The 20,951-nt window shown below is 71.3% G+C and carries 11 protein-coding genes; 6 read left to right on the top strand and 5 right to left on the bottom strand.

All coding sequences use genetic code 11. The annotated features are described in order from the left end of the window. Nucleotides 1–199: 199 nt before the first annotated feature. Entirely contained in the window at nt 200–5,089 is a 4,890-nt protein-coding gene (locus tag AB0G63_RS30880) for a hypothetical protein (RefSeq protein ID WP_360756914.1), read from the bottom strand. A gap of 105 nt (nt 5,090–5,194) precedes the next feature. Between AB0G63_RS30880 and AB0G63_RS30885 the strand changes: the two genes are divergently transcribed. Genes AB0G63_RS30885 through AB0G63_RS30895 form a run of 3 tightly spaced genes read left to right on the top strand, consistent with a single transcriptional unit; the run spans nt 5,195 to nt 9,487 of the window. Further along, a complete protein-coding gene (locus tag AB0G63_RS30885) occupies nt 5,195–6,463 on the top strand; it encodes a CHAT domain-containing protein (protein WP_360756917.1) in 1,269 nt (422 codons plus the stop codon). A 10-nt stretch (nt 6,464–6,473) separates the two neighbouring features. After that, complete coding sequence (locus AB0G63_RS30890; RefSeq protein ID WP_360756920.1) at nt 6,474–7,580, top strand: MBL fold metallo-hydrolase; 1,107 nt, start codon at nt 6,474–6,476, stop codon at nt 7,578–7,580. Beyond that, a complete protein-coding gene (locus AB0G63_RS30895; protein WP_360756922.1) occupies nt 7,577–9,487 on the top strand; it encodes a CHAT domain-containing protein in 1,911 nt (636 codons plus the stop codon). Before AB0G63_RS30890 ends, AB0G63_RS30895 begins: the two co-directional genes overlap by 4 nt. Nucleotides 9,488–9,493: 6 nt before the next feature. Here AB0G63_RS30895 and AB0G63_RS30900 read toward each other — a convergent pair whose 3' ends face one another. Both AB0G63_RS30900 and AB0G63_RS30905 read right to left on the bottom strand, forming a co-directional pair. Continuing rightward, on the bottom strand, nt 9,494–10,183 hold the full coding sequence (locus AB0G63_RS30900; RefSeq protein WP_360756925.1) for a hypothetical protein: 690 nt from the start codon (nt 10,181–10,183) through the stop codon (nt 9,494–9,496). A gap of 171 nt (nt 10,184–10,354) precedes the next feature. Next, on the bottom strand, nt 10,355–11,815 hold the full coding sequence (locus AB0G63_RS30905; RefSeq protein WP_360756928.1) for a hypothetical protein: 1,461 nt from the start codon (nt 11,813–11,815) through the stop codon (nt 10,355–10,357). Between the two features lie 630 nt (nt 11,816–12,445). Between AB0G63_RS30905 and AB0G63_RS30910 the strand changes: the two genes are divergently transcribed. From AB0G63_RS30910 to AB0G63_RS30920, 3 genes are read left to right on the top strand one after another with little or no spacing between them, the layout of a single operon-like run. Beyond that, a complete protein-coding gene (locus tag AB0G63_RS30910; RefSeq protein WP_360756931.1) occupies nt 12,446–13,759 on the top strand; it encodes a hypothetical protein in 1,314 nt (437 codons plus the stop codon). Continuing rightward, a complete protein-coding gene (locus tag AB0G63_RS30915; protein WP_360756933.1) occupies nt 13,756–16,308 on the top strand; it encodes a ThiF family adenylyltransferase in 2,553 nt (850 codons plus the stop codon). Before AB0G63_RS30910 ends, AB0G63_RS30915 begins: the two co-directional genes overlap by 4 nt. Beyond that, nucleotides 16,305–17,405 (top strand): patatin-like phospholipase family protein, encoded by a 1,101-nt coding sequence (locus tag AB0G63_RS30920; RefSeq protein ID WP_360756936.1) that lies wholly within the window; start codon nt 16,305–16,307, stop codon nt 17,403–17,405. The genes AB0G63_RS30915 and AB0G63_RS30920 overlap by 4 nt, the downstream gene beginning before the upstream one ends. A gap of 114 nt (nt 17,406–17,519) precedes the next feature. Here AB0G63_RS30920 and AB0G63_RS30925 read toward each other — a convergent pair whose 3' ends face one another. Together AB0G63_RS30925 and AB0G63_RS30930 are read right to left on the bottom strand one after the other, a co-directional pair. Then, entirely contained in the window at nt 17,520–18,845 is a 1,326-nt protein-coding gene (locus AB0G63_RS30925) for an ATP-binding protein (RefSeq protein WP_360756939.1), read from the bottom strand. 439 nt (nt 18,846–19,284) lie between these two features. Then, the gene (locus AB0G63_RS30930) at nt 19,285–20,940 is read right to left on the bottom strand and encodes a hypothetical protein (protein ID WP_360756941.1); all 1,656 of its coding nucleotides are present in this window, start codon (nt 20,938–20,940) and stop codon (nt 19,285–19,287) included. Between the last annotated feature and the right edge of the window lie 11 nt (nt 20,941–20,951).

Here is a 20,951-nt window from a genome sequence, read left to right on the forward strand (position 1 = left end):
GTCCCGAGTATTGCTGGGCTGTCAGAGGTGTGCGGCATCATCGGCGGATGGCCGCTGCACAAGTCCACCGACGTCGAAGCCGACTTCCTGAAGGTCCTCGCCGACTCGCAGATCCGGAACGTCGACCCGAACCGCCCGTCCAGCGGCGTTGCCCGAGTCCAAGGGCGGCAGGTGGACTTGGCTTTGCTGCGGCGGCCGGTCAGGGCGCGGGCGGCGAGCTGCCGTGTTCCGGGGCGCGTGGCGGGGCGGCGTGCTCCAGGCCGTGTAGCCGGGCCGCCGCGCGCCGGAAGCGTTCGGCCAGGTCGGGGGCGGTGCCGCGCAGCCGCCGCAAATCGGTGTCGGCGGTGCGCAGCGCGGCGGTCAGGAGACGGGCCCTGCCGCGTTCGAGGCGCAGGGCCGCCTGCGCGGGGGCGCCCGCCGCCGCGTGGGCGTGCGCGGCCTCCGCGGCCACCTCGGTCGCCCGCGCCAGCCAGATCTCCGCAGCGGGGCGGGTCAGTTGTGTCCGGGCGAGCAGGTCGACGGCGTCGACCGCGTGGTCGAATGCTTCTGCGGCTTCTTCGTGGGCCTCCCGGCGCGTCGCCCAGGCACCCCAGGCGCGTCCGGCTACCAGCCGCACAGGTACGTTGTCCGCGTCGGCGAGTCGGCAACTCTCCCGGTAGGCACGCACGGCCTCCGCGACGTCCCCAGACTGTCCGCGGTCGGCGAGGGCGTGACCCAACTCGCTGATTATGCCAGCCCGTTCGGGAGCGTCGGGTGCAGTGGCGCGGACGGCGCGGCGCAGTGTCACGATCGCCTCGTCGAGCGGCGCCCGCTGTCCGGTCCGCCGCGCCGAGGCGCGCAGTGCCGTGGCGTGGTTGGTCAGCACCGCGGCCGTGTACGGGGACTTCTCGCCGACTGTCCGCCGGACCTGCTCGTGGACCTTCACCGACCGCTCCAAGGAGGCGCGGTCCCCGGTCAGTTCGGCGTGCAGCCGCAGCGCCGCGGCGAGGTTGCCCTGGCGCAGGGGTAGATCGGGCGAGCCGTCGCCGGTCAGGGCCACGGCCCGCTCGTGCAGCCTGACCGCCCAGTGCGCCTCGGCCACGTCGTCGAGACGGCGGGCGCTCAGCCGAAGACTCGTCCCCCACTGATCCAAGTACAGCGCCTTGTCGTCCTGTTCGGGGCCCGGTGCGGTCGCCGCCCGCTCGTGAGCGCGCACTGCCTCTTGCAGATCGGCCAGGTCGCCGTGGCGTTCATGCCGGGCCAGCAGGACGGTGCCCAGCCCGCTGCTGTGGGCCGCGTGCTCCGGCGATCCCGGCGGCGCGGCCCGCTCGGCCTCGGTGTACAGCGCCACGGCCTCGTCCAGCGTGTCCCTGCCTTCCTGGACGTAACGGTCGGCGAGCACCGAAGCCAAGTGCGCGAGCCGGGCCGGGCGTTCGGGTGAGCGGGCGTCCGTCCCGTCGAGCGACTCCCGTAGATACTCCTCCGCACGGTGCAGATCCCGGACGGAGCCGGTGCACCCGAAGAACTCGGACAGGGCCACCCCGAGGTTGCCCAATGCCCGCGCGGACCGGCCGTCGTGTTGTACCGCCCGCTCGAACCACACGACGGCGTCGGCCAGATCGGCGGGGGAGCCGGTGGCGAAATACCGGGTGCGCAGCACGGACGCGAGACTGGTCAGCATGTCGGCGTCGCGTGCGCCGGACGGCCACGGGCCGTCGGGATCCGCGGGCTGCTCGCGCTCGATCACGCGGTGCAGCAGCTCCGCCGCCCGGTCCAGGGACGCGGGGTGCCGGTTGACCCGATGCTGCAGTTCGAGCGCCCAGGCCAAGTTGGTGACCGCGACGAGCCGTTCGGGGGTGCTCGGCGGGGTCAGCGCGTACACGGTGTCGAGGAGGCCGACGGCACGGCCCACGTCCTCCACCGAGCCCACGCGGTCGGCGCGCCGCAGCAGGGCGACACCGAGGTGGCCGTATGCCACCGCGCGCTGTGGAGCGGTGACACAGCGGTCGGCGGCCCGCTCGCAGTGGTCCACGGCGGTGTCGAGGTCGGTACGGTGTCCGGACTCGGCCGCTCGGTCCAGTGCGTCCCGGGCGGCCTCCACCAGCTTCTCCCACCGCTCCTGCGCGGGGTCGTCCGCCGTCAGTTCGCCGAACACCCGGGCAGGGCCCTCGTCTCGGCACCGCTCAAGGAGCAGGCGGTGGTACTCGTAGGTGTCCGCAGTGGTGTGGTCGGCGTCGGACCGCGCCTTGTCCTCCCAGGAGGCGAGCAGGGCCAGGGCCTCGTCCCCGGTCAGGCGCGGCCGCGAGGCCACCAGCCGTTCGGCGCCCTCCCAGTCTGCGCAGGACAGGAAGCGGTCCACCAGCCGTTCCAGACGCCAGTCACGAAGCCCCTGCATGAGAGCAGCAGTCCGGCCCACCGCGTCCGGCCGACTCGTCGTGGGCGTCCGGCTCACCGCGGGCGTGTGACCGTTGTGCGACCGGGTGTCGTCGAGCGGGTTCTCCAGCCGGGCGAGCCGGTCCACGAGACGGCGGTAGCGGTCGGCCACCGCGCCGTGTCCTGCGGCCGTCAGTCGTTCGAGAGCGGTGTCCCCGGTCAGCAGCGCTTCACTGAGCAGCACTGCCCGGCCCGCCTCCAGGGCCCGTACGGCACCTGGGATGTCACCGGCGCGCAGATACGCCTCGGCCGCGTCCGCGGGCAGCCGGTCGGCGATTTTCAGCCAGCTCTCCCGGTGCGGGCGTATCCCCTGGCCGCGGTACACCGTGCGCAGTGCGTCGAGACCGAACCGGTAGGCGCCAGCCGCTTCCGGCCACGCCTCACGTGCCGTGGCCCAGCTCCCCCAGTTGCGCGCCGCCTCCAGGGCCCAGCGCGGTGCGCGCTCCGCCCCCGACCGGCACGCCTCCTCCAGCGCTGCCGCAGCGGCCAGCCGGTCGTCCTCCGCCCCGGTCAGGCCGTGCAGGTCGCGCAGGAAGCAGCCGAGGTTGTTCAGCCGCAGTGGACGGTTCGGGGACGTCGAGGGCGTCGCGTCGACCGCCTCCCGCAGCAGGGAGATCGCCTCGTTCAGGTCCTCCCGCCCGCCGCTCAGCCGCCAGCGGCGCCACAGCGCGCCCCCGGCGTTGGCGGCGATCCGGCCGCGTTCCGGCGCTGACGCGGGCAGCAGCTCCAAGGCCTCGGCATGGGCGGCGAGACCCGTGTCGAGGTCGTCCAGGTCGGCGTCGCGTTCGTAGCGGTCCATGAGGGCGTTGCCGAGGTTGTCGAGGAACACCGGCCGGTCAGGTGTCGTGCGACCGGCCAGGGCGACCGCCTCCCGCAGCAGGGCGATCGCCTCGTCCAGGTCGTGCGGCGCGTCGAGGTGCTGATAGCGCTCCCGCACGGCGTTCGCCAGGTCGTTGAGGGCGCCGGCGCGGCCCGGAGCGCCCGCGGGGAGCGCGGCGAGTGCCTCGCGGTGCAGGGCGACCGCCTCGTCGAGGTCCACAACCGAGCCCGTCGCGCCGAACCTGTCGAGTAGCGCGTTGCCCAGACCGCCCAGCGTGTCCGGCCGCCGGGAGGCGCGCGGCGGCAGCAGCCGCAGGGCCTGGCGCAGCGCCGCCACGGCCCGCCCCAGGTCGTCGGCCGCCCCGGTGGACTCGTGCCGCAACCGCAGGGCCTCGGCCAGGTTCTCCAGGTACAGCGGGAGACCGGGGTCCCGTTCGGACGTGGTCGCCACTAGAGCTTCCAGCTGGTCTAGGGCGAACGCCAGGTCCTCGGGGTCCCCGGTACGTTGGTGGCGCCGAATCCTGCCGCGCGCACGGTTGTTGAGCTCTGCGGGACCGGGACGCTCGGGGCGCAGCTCGGCGACCGTGTCGAACAGGCCGACGGAACGGTCGAGATCGGCTATCTCCCAGGTGCGCTCGTAGCGGTACGCCAGCGCGATCGCCAGAGCGGTCAGCCTGCCGGGCAGGTCCGGGGCCGCCTCGTCGGTCAGCTCGGCGCAGCTCTCCAGACAGGTTACTGCCCGCTCCAGGTCCTCCTCGTCGCCGTGGTGCAGATAGCGCGCGGTGAATGCCGTGCCGAGCGTGTCCAGACAGAGCGGCAGCAGCGGTTCGGGTCCGCCGAGCAGGCCCACCGCGTGCTCGGCCGCCTCGATAGCCTCCTCCAACTCGGCCGGGTCCGCGTCACGTTCGTAACGCTCCAGGAGGGTGCGGGCGAGGTTGTTCCACAGATGCGGCGAACCAGAGTGGCCCTGGGACCGTTCCGCGGTGGCGGCGCGCAGCAAGACGGTCGCCTCGTCCATGTCGCCTGGGTCGCCTTCCTCGTGGTACCTCCGGATCAGCGCGTTGGCGAGGACACCGGCCTGCCGGGGCCGGTCGGCCGCGCCGACGGGACTCGTGTCGTGGGCCCGCCGGGCGGCGTGCACGGCGTCGGCCAGATCGGCGGGTGAGCCGTGGCGGGCGTGGCGCTCCAGCAGGGCGAGGGCCAGATTGGCCTGCCGCAGCGGCAGGTTCGGGGATCCGGCGGGCGTAAGCGCCACCGCCCGTGCGCAGCCCTCGGCCCAGGCGTCGAGATCGGCCGGGTCGCCGGCACGGTCGTAGCGGTGCATGTGGGCGGAGGCCAGATTCGCCACGTGCAGCAGGTGGTTGGGATCCTCGGCGGCGCCGTACAGCACGGCACGCGTGTGCAGTTCCAGGGCGCGGTCGAGCAACGCGGGTTCGCCCTCGGCGTCGTACAGGTCCGTCAGGACGAGACCGAGGTTGTCAAGGACCGTGGCATCCCCCGGGGACAACTCGGCAGCCGCCTCCAGCACCTCCCGCGCCCGTTCCAGCAGATGCTCGTCCCCCGTCTCGTCGTGACAGACGCGCAGGCAGTTGCCCAGGTTGTTGAGCGAGTCGGCGTCCCGGACAAGCCGCACATGCTCCTCGTGCGCCTCCAGCGCCTCGGCGAGCACCGCGAACTCACCTTCCGCCTCGAAGAGATCGAGCAGTGCACCACCCAACTCCTCCACATGCGCCGCGACATGCTCCTCCCGCGCCAACACCCGCAGCAGTTCTACGGCCTCGCGGGCCGCCTCCACATCACCCGTCTCGGCATACCGGTCACGTGCCCGGTACGCCGTCTCGGCCCGGCCGTCGGTCACGGGCACTTCCTCTCGGATGGTCGACTCGCCTCCCCAGTGTGAGCGTTCATCTACGCTGAGTTCCACCGGATCGGCGAAGGAGCCGACGGTGCTGGGGGTGATGGGGTGGACAGCTTCGAGGAGATCCGCGCGGCCAGGCGCGAACTCGACGCCGTCGTGGAGGAGATCCGGCAGCTCGACGGGTTCGAGGACTTCCTGCCCGAACCGACCGAAGAGGACGTCTACCGCGCCGCCGAGGAGCAGCCGCTGGTGTACCTCTCAGCGGCCGAACGCGGCGGAGTCGCCCTCGTCGTGCACAACCACGACGTACGCCAGGTGGACCTGCCCACCCTGACCGCCGAAGCGGTGCGCACCCGGGCGCGCGCCCACGACGACGCCCACAAGGCGTACGCGGCCGACCGCACAGGACGGCTGACCCAGTGGGAGAAGTCCCTGGAGACGACGACGAAGTGGCTCTGGGACGACCTCATGGGCCCAGTCTGCGAGACCCTGCGCGCCTCCGACGGGGCCGTCCTGGTGGCCGGCGGTCTGCTCGGACTGCTGCCCCTGCACGCGGCCTGGACCGAGGACCCGGCCGCGCCCTCCGGACGCCGGTACGCCCTCGACGACCTCGTCCTCAGCTACGTGCCCAACGCCCGTTCTCTGACCTCGGCCCGCGCACGGGTCGGGGGCTCCGTCGAGCGGCTGGCCGTCGTCGTGAACCCGGCCGGGCGGCCGCTCCTGGGTTCGGCCGAGCAGGAGGCCCGCGCGGCGGCGGCCGGGTTCCCGGGCCGTACGACTGTACTGCGCGGTACGGCCGCCCACGCTGCCGCGGCTCGCGACGCCCTCGCCGACGCCGACGCCGCGCACTTCGCCTGTCACGGGCAGGCCGATCTGCTCACCCCGCTGGAGAGCGGACTGCTGCTGGCCGGCACGGACGAACTGCGGCTGCGCGACCTGCTGGCGCTGCGGCTGACGCTCCGCCTGGCCGTCCTGTCCGCCTGCGAGTCGTATCTGCCGGGCACCGTCCTGCCGGACGAAGTGGTGTCGCTGCCCGGCGGCCTGCTCCAGGCGGGCGTCGCCGGAGTCGTCGCCGCCATGTGGTCGCTGCCCGACGTGCCGGCTGCGCTCCTCATGACTGACTTCTACCGGCGTTGGCGCACCGAGGACGGTCACCCTGCCACAGCGCTGCGTGACGCCCAGGTCTGGTTGCGCGACGTACCCAACGGCGAACGGTTCGCTTTCCTCCAGCAGGCCCTCGCCGCCGGCGAAGCCTGGCTGCCGGACGACGAGACTACCGAAGGTCTCTTGCTGGCGCTGGAGTTCCAAGAGGACGACGAGCGCTCCTTCGCTGACCTCCACTCCTGGGCCGGCTTCGGCCACTTCGGGGCGTGATGGGCCGCACGTGATCAGAGTCGAAGCGCTGCCCGCCCATGAGGGCGACTGCCTCTGGGTGGAGTGGACGTACGAAGGACGCACCCGCCGCATGCTTGTCGACGGCGGTCGCGGGGGCCGCGGCGGCCGGCTGCCCGAGGGTCTCGCCGCCCGGTTCCGCAGACAACCGGTCGCCGAGCGCACTTTCGATCTCGTGGTGTGCACCCATCTCGACGCCGACCACATCGGCGGGCTGATTCCCCTGTTCCGCGATCCGCCGGAGGGCTTCACCGCGAACGAGGTGTGGTTCAACGGCGACCGGCAGATCCTCGGCGACGTCCTCAGCCATGCCCAGGCCGACACCTTCTCCCGGCTGTTGGTGGACCAGCCCTGGAACACGAGGTTCAACGGGCGTGCCGTCGCCGTCCCAGTCGGCGGGGAGCTGCCCGAATTCAATGTCTCGGGGCTGCGGCTCACTCTGCTGTCCCCGCAGCGGAGCGCCCTACTGGACCTGAGCCGGAACTGGACGCGGTGGGTGGAGGAGACCGAACGCCAACGACTCGCCCCCGAGACGCCCTCGCTTCCCGACGTCCTGAGCGGCGGCGACGCCGGCGTGGCCTGGGAGGAATTGGCGCTGCGCCCCTACGTACGCGACGAGTCCGTGCCGAACCGGTCGAGCATCGCCTTCCTCGCCGAGTACGACGGCGCCCGTGTGTTGTTCGGCGCCGACGCGCACGCCGAGACCCTGTGCGACGCTCTGCGCCGCCTGGACACCACTCCGTGGGGACAGCCATACAGGGTGGACCTGTGCAAGGTGCCGCACCACGGCAGCAGCCGCAACCTCAGCCCGCAACTCCTCGCCCGACTGGACTGCCACCACTGGCTGTTCTCCACCAGCGGCGCCCGCTTCGGCCACCCTGACCGGCGAGCCGTCGCCCGGATCGCACGGCGGTACCAGGACCCCGTGCTGTGGTTCAACTACCTCTCACCCAGCACCACCGAGTACGCCTGCACCGAACTCGCCGCCGAGCGGGGCTTCCGATCCGTCCACCCGCCCGAGGATCGGCCGGGCGCCGACCTGACGGTGGCACCCGGCCGGGCGACCCGCACGCACACCGATCCGGAGAGGGCACAGTGAACCCCGACCCCGCTCTCATCGAACTCATCGACCTTTGGCATGAGTTGCCGGTCCTGGTGGGTGAGGACTGGACCGAACTGCGTCCCCGGCTGCTGACCGCCGTGGAGGAACTGGCGACGGCACCGCCGCCGGAGTACGAGCGCCGCGCCCTGGCCCTGCTACGGCTGCTGCTCGGCCACGCCGAGGTCAAAAGGCGGCTCGCCCCGGCTCTGATCGGCAAGACCATCCCCACCGACCGCGCAGCGGACACGGAGGAGGAGGCGACCGGCAGCCGCCCCGCCCGGCGGCTCGCCCTGCGGGCGGGCGTTCTGCTGCCGGACGAACCGCCGGGCCCGTCCGGCCGGTGGATCAACGCCGTGGCCGAGCCCGGCGACCCGAGTGTGCCGGGCGCGTGGGTGCTGGCCTTCGACCTTGCCGACACCCCGCGGGACACAGCCGTCGCGGCGCCCCTTGGGCATCTGGACGAGCCGGACGCCTGGCCCGTGGTCCTGACCGTACGGGTCTACAGCGCCGATGCTGTGGTGGAGCCCCTCTCCGACACGCTTGCCGTGCCCCAGGAGGGACCCTCGCCCGACCGGGCCTGCTTCCGGGTGACTCCGCTCAGGCCCGGCACTGCCCAGCTCCACGCGGTGTTCCTCCACGGCAACACCTATGTGCACTCGATGCTCGTCAACGCGGGCGAGTTGGCGGTGCGCACGAGGGCCCGCGGCCTGTCCCGGGCCGCGGTGGGCAGGGAGCGGGACCGCGGGCTGTCCGTGCAACTGTGGCCGGCTGCCGACGGACACAGTTACGAGATCGTCGTGTCTGGCGGCATCGGCCACGCGTACCGGGCGCGCGTGAGCAAGAAGGAGACCCACCTCGACGCCGTGGCCCGCGATGCCCGTGAACCTCTGCGCATGCTGGCCACCGAGTGGGGGCCGCTCGCCGAGGGCGGCGCCGTGGAGGGGCTCGAACTGTCGCCGGACGCCTACAAGAAGTACACCACGCTGCTCGCCGAGGCTGGCGTCCGCATGTTCCGCGCGCTGTTCTTCGACCATGCGGACGCCCAACTGCAGGCCGTGGGGCGGAAGATCCAGGACTACCTCGCCGAGTCCGCGCCGCGCAGCGTGCAGTTCATCACCGAACGGCCTTTGCTGCCCTGGCATCTCATGTGCCCCGTCGAGGACATACGCAAAGCTGACTTCCGGCACATCCTGGGCCTGCGCCATCAGGTCGACTGCATTCCCCTCTGCGCCGACGCTGGCGGCGGCGTCACGGAGGTGGCCATCGATACCCGGCCGGGCCTCGGCGTCACGCTCGGTCTCAACCGGAGCATCGACCAGGACGGCGAACGCGATCTGGTGCTGGGACAGGAGACGTACTGGCGCGGCTACCTAAACCGAGGGCTGGCACGCCTCACCGTCCACGACCAGCAGGACACCGTCCTGAAGGCCCTGCGCGGTGACGGAGACCCCGCCGAGATCCTCTACCTCTACTGCCATGCCGTCGCCCACGACCCCGAGGACGGCGGACCGGCCTCCGCCAGGCTTGCCGTGGAGGACGCCCACGGCGGCATCCTCCTGCGCACCCTCCACGACTACGGCGGTGCACTGCCCGGGCTGCCCATCGTCGTGCTGAACGCGTGCGGTACCGCCTTCACCTCTTCGTCGTCCACGACGAGTTTCCTCACCTATTTCCTCGAACGTTCCCGGGGCGTGCTCGGCACCGAGGCGGACACACCCGCACCGTTCGCTGCGGCCTGGGCGACAGCCTTCTTCGACCGGTTCTTGGCCGGCGAGGCGATGGGCGAGGCGGTCCGTGCCACCCGGGAGCACTTCGCCGTCGTCCACCACAATCCGCTAGGCCTGCTCTACGCCCTGTACTGCAACGGCGACACGGTCCTGCACCCCGCACTTGCGACCGGCTGACGGCGGCTACGACGGCCGGGACTCCAGATCGGGCAGCCCCGCCGTCTCGATGAGGCGGCGGGCGTACGTCCACGCCGCCTCCTCCACCCAGGCGGGCCGCACCGTCCGGAGCCAGAACAACAGCAGCGCCACGTCCGCGAGCACCAGCGGCACCGACACCAAGGGCTTCGAGGAACCGGCCGGCGGCCAGCCCACCACCGCGTACAGCACCGCCCCGAGCAGACCGACGACCCCCGAGCCCAGGGCCAGCGGCCGCAACCCCAGCGCGTTGCGACGAAAGCCGTACTCGCGGTTCTCCTCCGCCACCAGCTCACTGCCCGGAAGCATCCGCGCACGGGTCCGCAGCACCGTGCCCGCGACCTCGTAGACGGCGTCGGCGCCCTCCGGGTCGGACCGCTCCTCCGCGGCTGACGGCAGCTGCAGCGACGGTCCCGCGATCTGCTCGATACGGGCGTGCAGATACGTCAGGTGCGCAGCCCCCGTCGGGCCCCGCCACCGCAGTAGCTGTACCGACGGCTTGCCGCCCCACCGCTCGAACAGCGCCGGCTCCAGCCGCCGCCCACGGGTCCGGCTGAACTGCCCCAGCAGCAGCGGCAGTCCGCACACCAGCGCAAGCGCCCACACTCGGCGCGCGGCCGACCAGTCCGGCACCAGCACCACCACAGGCAGGGCCGGCGGCAGCGCCGCGATCAGCACCGGGCGGATCCTTGCCCGCCATGTGTACGGACTGAAGGTTCGGGCGATCAGACCCTGTTCCACGACGGACCACCCCCTCATCTTGGCCCGCCCCCACGGACCCTGATGAGGAATACCCCGGCCGCCGTTGCCGTATCCGCTGCCCGGGTCCCTGCGGTGGTCGCCGAACGCTCAGCCCGCGTTCCGCAGCATCTCTCGGATCCGGCGGACGGCGTCGGAGTACCGGTCCCGCAGAGTTGCGGGCAGGCGGTCCAACAGGGCCGGGACCAGACCGAGTTCCTCGCTCAGCAGTACCGCGCGCCCACGTTCGAGGCGGACCACGGCGGCCTCCGGCCTGCCCTGTCTGGCCAGCGCGAAGGCGCCCTCCTGCGCGAGCCCGCGGTACGCGAGCAGCCATGCCTCTCGGTGGCGGCGCAGCGACTGCGCCCGGTGCAGGGCCTCCGCGGCCCGCAGCAGATGGCCGTCGGCCTCGCTCACCTCGTCCCAGGCCGAGCGCTGCACCGCCCACCGGATCCAGTTGTGCGCCGCGTCCACCGTCATCTCCGGGGCGACGGCCAGGCCGCTCGCACACGCCTGCCGCAGCGCGGTGCGCGCCGCGTCGACGTCGTCGGCCGAGCCGGTCTCCTCAGACAGCGCCCGCAGGGTCTCGCCGAGGACGTTCAGTCTGCTCGCCCGGTACGGGGCCGTCGACGGGGTGAGGTCGATGGCCTCCGTGAGCACCCGCACCGCCTCGCGCAGCTCGGGTTCACCACTCACGGGCGACTCGCCCAGCCGCAGCGCCTCGACGCGGTCGGTCAGCGCGTTGCCCAGGTTGGACAGGAAGGTGGCCCGCCCCGCGACCTTCCACTCGGAGACCTCGATGGCCCTGCGATACGCCGCGATCGCCGCGTCCAGGTCGGTGAGCTCGATCCGCTCGCCGGGGCGCGGCGCGGCACCGTCGGGGAACTGGGTGCCGTGGCGGGTCAGCAGCGCATTACCGAGGTTGTTCAGCCAGCCACCCAGCTCCGGGTCTTCCGGGTGCGCGCCCTCGACAGCCTCCCCGGCGAGCCGTACCGCCCCATGCAGGTCGTCGGCAGCGCCAAGCCTTTCGTAGCGGTCCATCCGGAGCATTCCGACGTTGCTGCGCACCCGCGCCCACGCTCGGTCCGTGCGGGGCAGCGCGGCCGAGGCCCGGCTGCCGAGGTCGATCGCCATGTCGAGGTCGGTGAGCGAACCGGTGGCGTCGTACAGGTCCCACAGGCACAGCACGAGCGTCGCCGCACACCGCGCCCACTGGGGTGAGCCCTCCTCGGCGGCGGCCGTCGCCTCCTCGGCCGCCCGCCGCGCCGCGGCGAGGTCGTCGTCGGTGCCGGTGACGTCGTACAGATCGGTCAGGGTGACCGCCAACTCGTTGGACCACACGGCCCGTCGGGCGGGGTCGGCGCGCACGGCCTGCCGGTAGTTGTCCACCGCCTGGTGCAGGTCCCGAGTGTCGCCGGAGTTCCAGAAGCGGCGCCGGTGCGCGGCGGCGGACCGGTCGAGGAGGTCCGCGAGCCTGGCGCCGCCCATGCCTCGTGCCTCGGCCTGCCGCAGTGCGCGCTCCGCCTCCTCCGGATCCCCCGCGTCGGACCCGCCCGGACCTTGCGGTGTCATGGCCTCCCCCTCGTGGCGCCGTGATGTTACCGCGCGACCACGCATGGTGACGGGAGATCGAGGGAAGTCGAGCGGTGCTCAGGACGCGGCGGACGGCTTATGGGGGCGAGCAGGTCAGTAAGGCCCAGGCGGCCGAGGCTGAGGCCAAGCCCGGCTCAACCGCGGCCGACCTGAACGTTGACACTCCGACTGGGCCGCCTACACCTACGTCGACCTCGACGCCTGAGAAGGAGACGGACGGAAGCCAGGTTGCTTCTCAACCGTCACGCTTCAGAACGTGTGTTGGGCGCTGATCCAGACTGAGGCAGGTCGGCGAGAGAACGAGCCTGCCGGGGCCTCCGGCCGCATCATCGCGATCGTCCTACGCCGCACCACCCCCTCGGCACGCTGCTGGCGGGCGCCCCCCGCCCCACGACGTAGCAAGCGGCCACGTTGCGAGCATGGTCCACGGCCTGCCCACTCGTGTGTGGGGTCGTGTCTAGGTGACGGTAAAGGCCCCTGACATTGGTCGTATTGATGCGTGAAATGCCTGGTGAGGCCGATTGTCAGTGGCGCATGGTAGATGTGAAGACAGGGAGAACTTGTGCGGGTTTCCTGCTAGTTGATCAATATCGAGCGAAGAGGCAGGGCATGGTCGAGACGGAACTTCCCGAGCGTGGGGTGGTGTTCTGGCCGGTCGGAACGGGCGACTCCACCACGATCGTGCTCGGCGGCGACTTGGTCCTGCAGGTCGACCTGCGCGACATGAAGCAGGCCGACGAGAAGGGAGCGGTGGTCGCCGCGGTCATCGACCGGCTGGCGGAGACCCTGCCGCGTCCCGACTGGCTGGGCGGTGAGACCCCCTATCTGGCGGTATTCGCCCTGACCCACGCCGACCTAGACCACTGCTGCGGGTTCGGTGACCTGCTGGACAGCGACATCCTGATCGGGGAGATCTGGGCAACGCCACGGCTGTGGCGGGAGATCTCCGAGGACAAGACCATGTGTCAGGACGCCCAACTCTTCCAGGACGAGGTCGAGCGCCGCGTCGCCGCCACCCTGGAGGCTCTCGAGAACGGTGAGGAGCCCGCCAGCGGCAACCGGGTACGGATCATCGGCTACGACGACGACCGCGACCAGCACTCCTACAACGAGCTACCAGACGAGTACTTCACCTTCCCCGGTAAGACGATCACGATGATCGACGGCAACGACCTGTCGGAGACGTTCGAGGCGTTCGTCCACGCCCCTTTCAAAGGCGACTGCGCTGGCGAGCGCAACGAGACCTCCCTTGCCCTGCAGATCCGCATGCACACCGGCACCGGCACGACGGGCCGGCTGCTCCTGCTCGGCGACCTCGCCTACCCCACGATCAAGAAGATCTTCGACAACAGCGAGTACTTCGGCAACACCGACCGGGTGGAGTGGGACGTGCTGCTCTCCCCGCACCACTGCTCGAAGAAGGTCATGTACGCCAAGGGCGAGGACGGCGAGGAGGAGCGCAAGCAGGACATCCTCGACCAGTTCGAGACCTACGCCAGTGCGGACGCGCGGGTGATCGCCAGTTCGCGGCCCTTCCGGGACCAGGACGAGAAGGGACACAATCCGCCCCATCTGTTGGCCCGTGACGCCTACGAGGAGATCACCGCGCTGCCAGTGCTGTGCACGGGGGAGTACCCCACCCAGGACGAGCCCCGGCCGGTGGTCCTCGCCTTGGACCCGCTCTTCGGGTTTGAACTCGTCGACGTGGCCGTGCTGGAGAACAAGTCCCTGGTCATGAAGGCCGCGGGCGGCGGACGACGGATGCTGGCCGCGCTGGGCACCACCCGCTTCCCGGCCGCGGCCTTCACCGCCACCGCCGCGCTTCCCTCCCCGCGGGCGGCCGCCGCCGCGCGCAGCGCCGTCGAGCAGGCCCGCGGAGACAAAGCCGCACCCGCCACGCCCCTGGGATTCGGTGACGCGTGAGTGACCGCACCACCATGGCCGTCACGTCCGGCCAGCACCTCGCCCTCGAGCAACTCCGGCAGATCGCCAGCTCCGACCGCGGTGGGGTATTCCTCGCCCATGTGGACACAGCACCCACAGCCCTCAAGGGTTTCGTGGAGGCGCGCATCAGCGTCGGATGCGCCGGTCTGCCCCGTGCGGAAGACGGCCTGCGACTGCGCAGCGAAGAACCCGTCACGCTCTACATCCCGCCGGACTTCCCCTTCGAGACACCGATGGTGTACACCCGGCACAGCCGCTTCGCCGGGGCCCCGCACGTTGTCTGGGCCCGCTTCCCGTGCCTGTACCGCTCCACGGCGACCGAGTGGGACCCGGCCGACGGCATGTACGGGTTCATCACCCGCCTGCTGGACTGGTTCAAGGCGGCCGCGGCCGGAGAACTCGATGCCCCCGGCGAGCCGCTGCACCCGCCTCACGCGGTCGGCGACTACGCGGACGGCCTGCTCGTCGTCCGCCGCAACGCGCCCGCCGCCGAGGACGACGAGCCATGGCTGGGCGCAGCCCTCCTGCACCACGTCAACGCCGACCGCAGCGACGTGGTCGGCTGGCTCCCCTTCGGCCAACCCTGGCCCCACACCCTCGCCGACGCCCGCGCCGCCGCTCAACTTCCCGAGGACGCCAAGGTGTTCCTCGCCCCGGCCGTGATCACCGCAGACCACCTGACCTTCGAATACCCCGACACCGCCCAGGCGCTCATTACCGCACTCGCCCGCGGCCGCATCACCGCACGCATGGTCCTCGGCCTTATCGGAATCGCCGCCAACCACAACCGCCGCCTGCGCACCACCACCGACCAGACCGGGCCGGGCGGCACACCGCATCTGCCCGCCCCGGTCCACCTGCTGCTGGGCACCCCCTCTCGAGGCACTACCGGCCACGGCCCCCGCCGCACCCACCTGGTGGCCTGGCACCTGCCAGATTTCGCCGAGAAACTCACCCGCCTCGCCGTCACCGCTTACGTCGACCGCCAACTGCCCGAACTCGGCGACGAACTCATGCAGATCGGCGAGGAATGGCTCGACACCCTCACCACCCAGTGGATCCCCCTGTATGAAGCCCGCCCCGAGGTCACCGTCCGCCGCGACCACCACACTCCGGCAGCCTGGTTGTACCACAAACGCATCCTCGTCCTGGGCGCCGGCGCTCTCGGCGCCCCCGCCGCCGACATCTGCGCCCGCGCCGGCGCCGCCCATATCACCGTCGTCGACCAAGCCCTCGTACACCCCGGCATCCACGCCCGCCAGCCCTACATCGACGCCGACATCGGCTACCCCAAGGCTGACGTCCTCGCCGCCCGCCTCAACCAGATCGACCCCCACGCCACCCGCATCGAGCCCGTCGTCGCCGACATCACCCGCCGCTTTTCCGCCCTCGACGTGCACTCCTTCGACCTGATCCTGGACTGCACCGCTAACCGTGTCGTGCGGGCCTACCTCGAACGCGCCCGCCGCACCGACCCGACTGCCTGGCCGCACCTGGCCACCGTCATGATCGGCCACCAGGCCACCCGCGGCATCGCTGCACTCTCACCCCCCTCGGCCACCGGCGGCGGCACCGACGTGCTGCGCCGCACCGCCCTGACCGCCCGCACGGACCCCACCCGGGCCCTGGCCGACATGGTCGAGGATTTCTTCCCCACCGAACCCCGCACCGAGCTCTTCCAGCCCGAACCCGGCTGCTCGGACGCCACTTTCACCGGCTCGGCCGCCGATGTCACCGCCCTGGCCGGACAGCTCATGACCGGCATCCTTCACGCACTCAACGCCCCCGCCGACCGTCACACCATGGCCGCGCTCACTGTCCGCGCCCCGAGCAGCCCCATCGATCCCCAGCCCGCCGGACCGCGCTGGCTGACCTGGCCCAACGACACGATCGTCACCGACGACGCCACTGGCTACGACATCCGCATCGCCCCCGCCGCCCTCGCCGAGATGCGCGCCGAAGCCCGTCGCGGCGCCCGCGTCCGCGGCCCCTTCGTCGAAACCGGCGGCATGCTGCTGGGCACCATCGACGACGCCACCGGCATTATCCACGTCGACGAGGCCACCGGACCGCCCCCGGACTCCCTGCTGGCCGAGACCTACTTCCAGCACGGCCTGGACGGCGTCACCCGCCACCTCGCCGCCCGCCGCACCGCGACCGGCAACACCAGCCGCTTCCTCGGCCTGTGGCACACCCACCCCCACTCCCCAGCCCAACCCAGCCCCACCGACCTAACGGCCATGGAACTCCTGACCCTGCCCCTCGACGATGCCCCCGCCCGCGCCCTCGTCCTCATCGCCGGCGGACCACAACCCGTCTGGCAGAAGTGGCTCACCACCGGAGACGGGCCCGACCTCTACGCCCGCCTCGCCACCCGCACCACCACGGCCACCATCCCACCGGCCGCGACGGCGCCATCCGGCAGCCCAGGCTCCGCCCTCTGGTGGCCCGGCGGCTACGCCACCCGGCCCACCGCTGCAGACAGCCCCCTGCCCGCACCACGCCGATCGGACGACGCCCGCCCATGACCCGCACCCTCGGCCTCGCCCTGTCCGGCGGAGGTTCACGCGCAGCCGCCTTTCACCTCGGCTGTCTGCGCGCCCTCAACGACCGCGATCTCCTCGACCGCATCCGCGTCGTCTCCGGCATCTCGGGCGGCTCCCTGCTCGCCGCCCTATGGGCCTACGGCCCGCGAGACTTCGCCGACTTCGACGCCCACACCACCAGCCTGCTGCGCTCCGGCCTGCAACTCGACATCGCACGGCAGGCATTCAAACCCACCGCGGCCGTACGCAACCTCACTCTGGCCGCTCGTGCAGGGGCGCGTCACCTGTTCACCCGCACCACCGACGTAAGCGTCGCCCGCCCAGCCAACCGTACCGACGCCCTGGCCGCCGTCCTGGCCCGTAAGGCCTTCGCCACCGCCACCATGGCCGACGTCACCCACCCCGGCTTGGACGTGGTCCTGACCGCTACAGATCTGGCCACCACCAACGCCGTCCGTTTCGGCAGTGCCCGCAGCGGCTGCTCCCGCTACGGCACCATCGCCGAACCCATCCACGTCGCCACCGCCGTGGCCGCCTCCGCCGCCTACCCCGCCCTCCTGCCGGCCTTGGAGCGCACCTTTACCTTCCAGCACCGCGACGGGGGCCAGCAGCAGCACACCGTGCTGCTCACCGACGGCGGCGTCTACGACAACCTCGGCCTGTCCGTCCTCGAACCCGGCCGCTCACCACACCACACCCAACACGTCTACGACGTGCCCTTCATCATCGCCTGCGACGCGGGACTGGGCGAACTGGCTCTGAAAGCACCTCACTTCATAGCCGGCCGCCTGAACCGCTCCTTCGCCACCGTGCACCGCAAAGCCCAGGACTCCGCCCGCTCCCGCCTGCACGAATGGGCCGCCAGCGGACGCATCGACGGCTTCGCCCTGGCCTACCTCGGCATGAAGGACGACCGCCTGCCTGCACCGCCCGCCGACCTCGTCCCCCGCAGCGCAGTAGCCACCTACCCGACCGACTTCGCCGCCATGAGCCGCACCCACTTCGACACCATCACCACCCGCGGCGAACAACTCATGCGCACCGTCCTGCCGATGTACCTGCGCTCTGCACACCACTGACACATCAGCTCGCCATGCGGCAAGGGGGGCGGGTTCAGGAGCCAAAAGCGCAGCAACTTACGCCCCTGCCCCCTCCCGGCGGTGCCCCAGCTACCGCCGGGAGGGGGCAGAGGTCTACTGCCTTCTCTCCTGCAGTCTCGCCGTGATCACGCGGCCTTCGTCGGTGAACGGGTTGGTGGTGACATCGAGGCCGAAGAGTGCGTAGATGTGCCGCAGGGCCTGGTAGGCGTCGCGTTCTGGGTCGCCCAGGGCCTGCCAACTGTGGTTCCAGTCGTTGCTTGTGGCTGGCTGTGGGGCCCCTCGCCGGGGGAAGGCGGGGTCATCCCCGGGGGCGAGGATGCGTGCCGGCGCCTGGGTGAAGTCCGAAGCGACGATCCGGTGTGTCCAGGTGCTGTCCACCAGCGGCATCACCTGCAGGTCGACCAGGCGGAAGTACTCCAGCGTGATCTCGGTCAGCACGAACACACTGATCCTGCGTGCCCCGTCGCCGGAGTAGTACTCCATTGCCCAGCCCAACATATCCGGAGTGGCCGCGGCGGCGCCGGTGACCCCTCCGTCCGCATCGATCAGCAGCCCGCCGCGGGCGGACATGGTCAGAAGCAGACCGCCCTCGCGGGGCTCCGGGCGCGTGTGCTGCGAGGCCCAGTTGAAGGCGTCGGCGTTGCGGAGCGTGTCCTGGTTGCTCAGTACGTCCCGCAGGCCGCCGTCGGCGTACATACCGGGAAGGAGGCCGCGCGGATGGTCGGGGACACTCTGGAAGAAGAGCACCGGTGTCTCCGCCATGCCCAGGGCGGCGCGCAGGGCTTCCCGGGCTCCCGGCCGGTCCGCGGCCCGCGCAGACATGGCGGGCTTGGTCCCGCGCCGCGCGCGCAGGCCGTCGTTGAGGAGCCGGTACACCTCGTCCTGCGGGAGGAAGACGGTGGTGTCGCCGTTGCGGATCGGGACCGTCCAGCTGTTCTTGATGAACTGGCCGTCGTCAGTGATGCCGCGAGTGACCACCGCCCACCGGTCGGCCTCGGGAAGAGCAGGCACCTCGATCACGAAGTAGTGCCCGGATGCCTCCAGGTCGTCTTCGGGGTGGTCGTACCAGAAGAACTTCACCTTCAGCAGCGGACGTACGTACTCGGTGATGATGTCCTTGTACTTCGTGCTGTCGACCAGCCTCTTGTCGAAGGGCGTCACCTTCTCGGCGACCTCGTGGAGCTCGGTCTGCTTCTTCTTCGCCTTGAAGCCGCACACGAGCAGACCGCCGCCGGCGTTGGAGAACGCGGCGACGTCCTTGGCGAGTTCGAACTTGCCCCTGTCGGTGCTCAGGTCGTAGGGCCCCTGGGGTGGGACGCTCTTGAAGTCGACCCACTCGCTCTCCGGCGTGCCCACGATCTCGTACGGCTGCTGCGCGGTGAGGTAGGAGACGAGCTGAACCATGCTGTCGGCGGCCATGCCGCCGGAGCCTACGCGTGCGTGGGCATCGCCTGCACGGTGTGTCGAGGCGCGCCGGAGTGCGCGACCACGCGCGCAGTGGACCCAGCGCAGGCACCGGGACCTTCCCACCGTGCCGCCGACGGCTCCGAAACCAGGGCCGCCAGCAGCGGTGCAAGACGGGATCAGCTGATGCGTGGGGTCAGCGCTGCTCTATCCACCAGATGATCCACTCGGTCGTACTCGCGCCCAGGGCGCCGGCGGCGCCGCGGACGAGGCCATGGACCGCCGTAAGGGCGAGCAAGCGCAGGCGACGATGGCGGCCGCTGTCGGTACGACTTCGTCCACCGCATCGCGCCCGAGCTCAACACCTCCGCGGGTAAGACGGTTAGGAACCCGCGCCCTGCGAGTCCGCTGCGCGCCGAGCCCCGCGGCCTGGACTGCAGGCAAAACACCCCGACTACTCCGGCCGTTTGTCGCCGAGGTAGCGCACGGCCGGGAAGCGCTCGGCCAGGCGCATGATCACCTTGGCGTGCCCCTGCTCGGCGAGCTCGCGCCGGGCCTCCTTCATGTTGAGGATCTTGTCCATGGTGTAGGTCTCGGTGCAGGGGCCGAGGTCGATCTGGTGGTCGCCGATGGTGAAGAGCATGGACTCGTATCCGGCGGTGAGACGGAACATCCCGCCGCGGATGTCAGCTAGCTGGTCGAGGCCCTCGGCGCTGATCACCTCCACGGACACGGTCTCGCCCCGCAGAACGATCTCTTCCCCGTCGAGCAGCGAGTGGATCTCCTTGACCTCGCGCACGTCCTGTCGGGTGAAGTTGTCGGGGACGGGGAAGAACTGGTTGGTCCTGTTCTGCAGCCGGGCCAGGTCGTCGTACGCGTCGGCCCAGAACCGGGCTTCGCCCGCCTCCCAGCCGGGCGGGGTCATGCCGGTGGTGATCGGGGCGCGCAGCCCGTCGCTGGTGTCCCCGGCGAAGACGAGCGCCATGAAGCGGCCAGGGCGGCTTTTGGCGATCAGTTGCAGCACCGGCACTAGGGCTGTCGGCATCGTGGTCTCGGGCGGCACGAAGGAGAATTTGAGCTGGCCGGAGAGATCGCGACGGTGGAAGCGTACCTGTACCCGCATCAGGCCGGTCATGTCGCTTCCGTATAGGGTCCCGCCGTCCGTGCCGAGGACACGGTGCGTGAAGTCCACGGACAGGGAGGCGACCGGGAAGCCGGAGGGCTGCTGGACGATGACCCGGCCGCGCAGCGGCGGTGTCACCTCTTGGCGTGGCGAGGTGATGCGCATGCTGGCGAGCGTGAGCTGATCCAGGCCGAGACCTGCGGGCCCGGCCAGACGCGTCTCGGCGAGGTTGTCCGCCGTCAGTTCCACCTCGCCGCCGAAGCGCATGGTCTCCTCGAACTGGCGCCGCCGCGCGGCCTCCTGTTCATCGCCGGCGATGAAGCGGACGCGGCCGGTGAAGCGGATCGCCGTCTGACCGTCGGGGGTGGGCCCCTTGGGCGTCAGGTGTACGACCGTCTGCCCGTCCGCGCCCAGCGTCGTGTGCAGCGCGTAGTGCGGGGAGATCTCCTGGGCCCGCGCATGCAGCGCGCTCGCCCGCTCGAGATAGTCGGGCAGCCCGCCCAGCAGCACGTCCCGCTCGGCGCGCGCCTCGGCGACCCGATCCAGGATGTAGTCGCTGGACTCCTGCAGCGCGTAGCGCACCAGATCGGGATAGGCGGCGAACTTTTCGTCCAGCCAGCTGCGCCCGCGCCAGTGCCGTACGAACGGGAACTGTTCGCGTAGCCCCTCGAACCACAGCAGTTCGGCGGGGTTGTGGTCGATCGGCACCAGGAGGTCCCAGTGGTCGGGCTGGTGGCGGGCCGCCGACACCAGCGAGCCCACCACCTGCCGCCGCCGGACCGCGGTCATGCGGCCGGTGAACGACTTCGCCTCGTAGACGACGAGTTCATCGTCCTCCGTGTCCTCGAACAGGTCCCGGCCGCCGTCCCCGCCGCTGCCGTCGACCGCCCGCGCTCTCTCGCGCAGACGCAGCACCAGCATCGTCACCAGTGCCTCGGACACCTTCGGGCTCTCGGCCGCCAGTCTGTCCCACGGAACTTTCACCACTCACCCACCCT

It is taken from the genome of Streptomyces sp. NPDC020996 (assembly GCF_040641355.1).
Classification (GTDB): Bacteria; Actinomycetota; Actinomycetes; order Streptomycetales; family Streptomycetaceae; genus Streptomyces.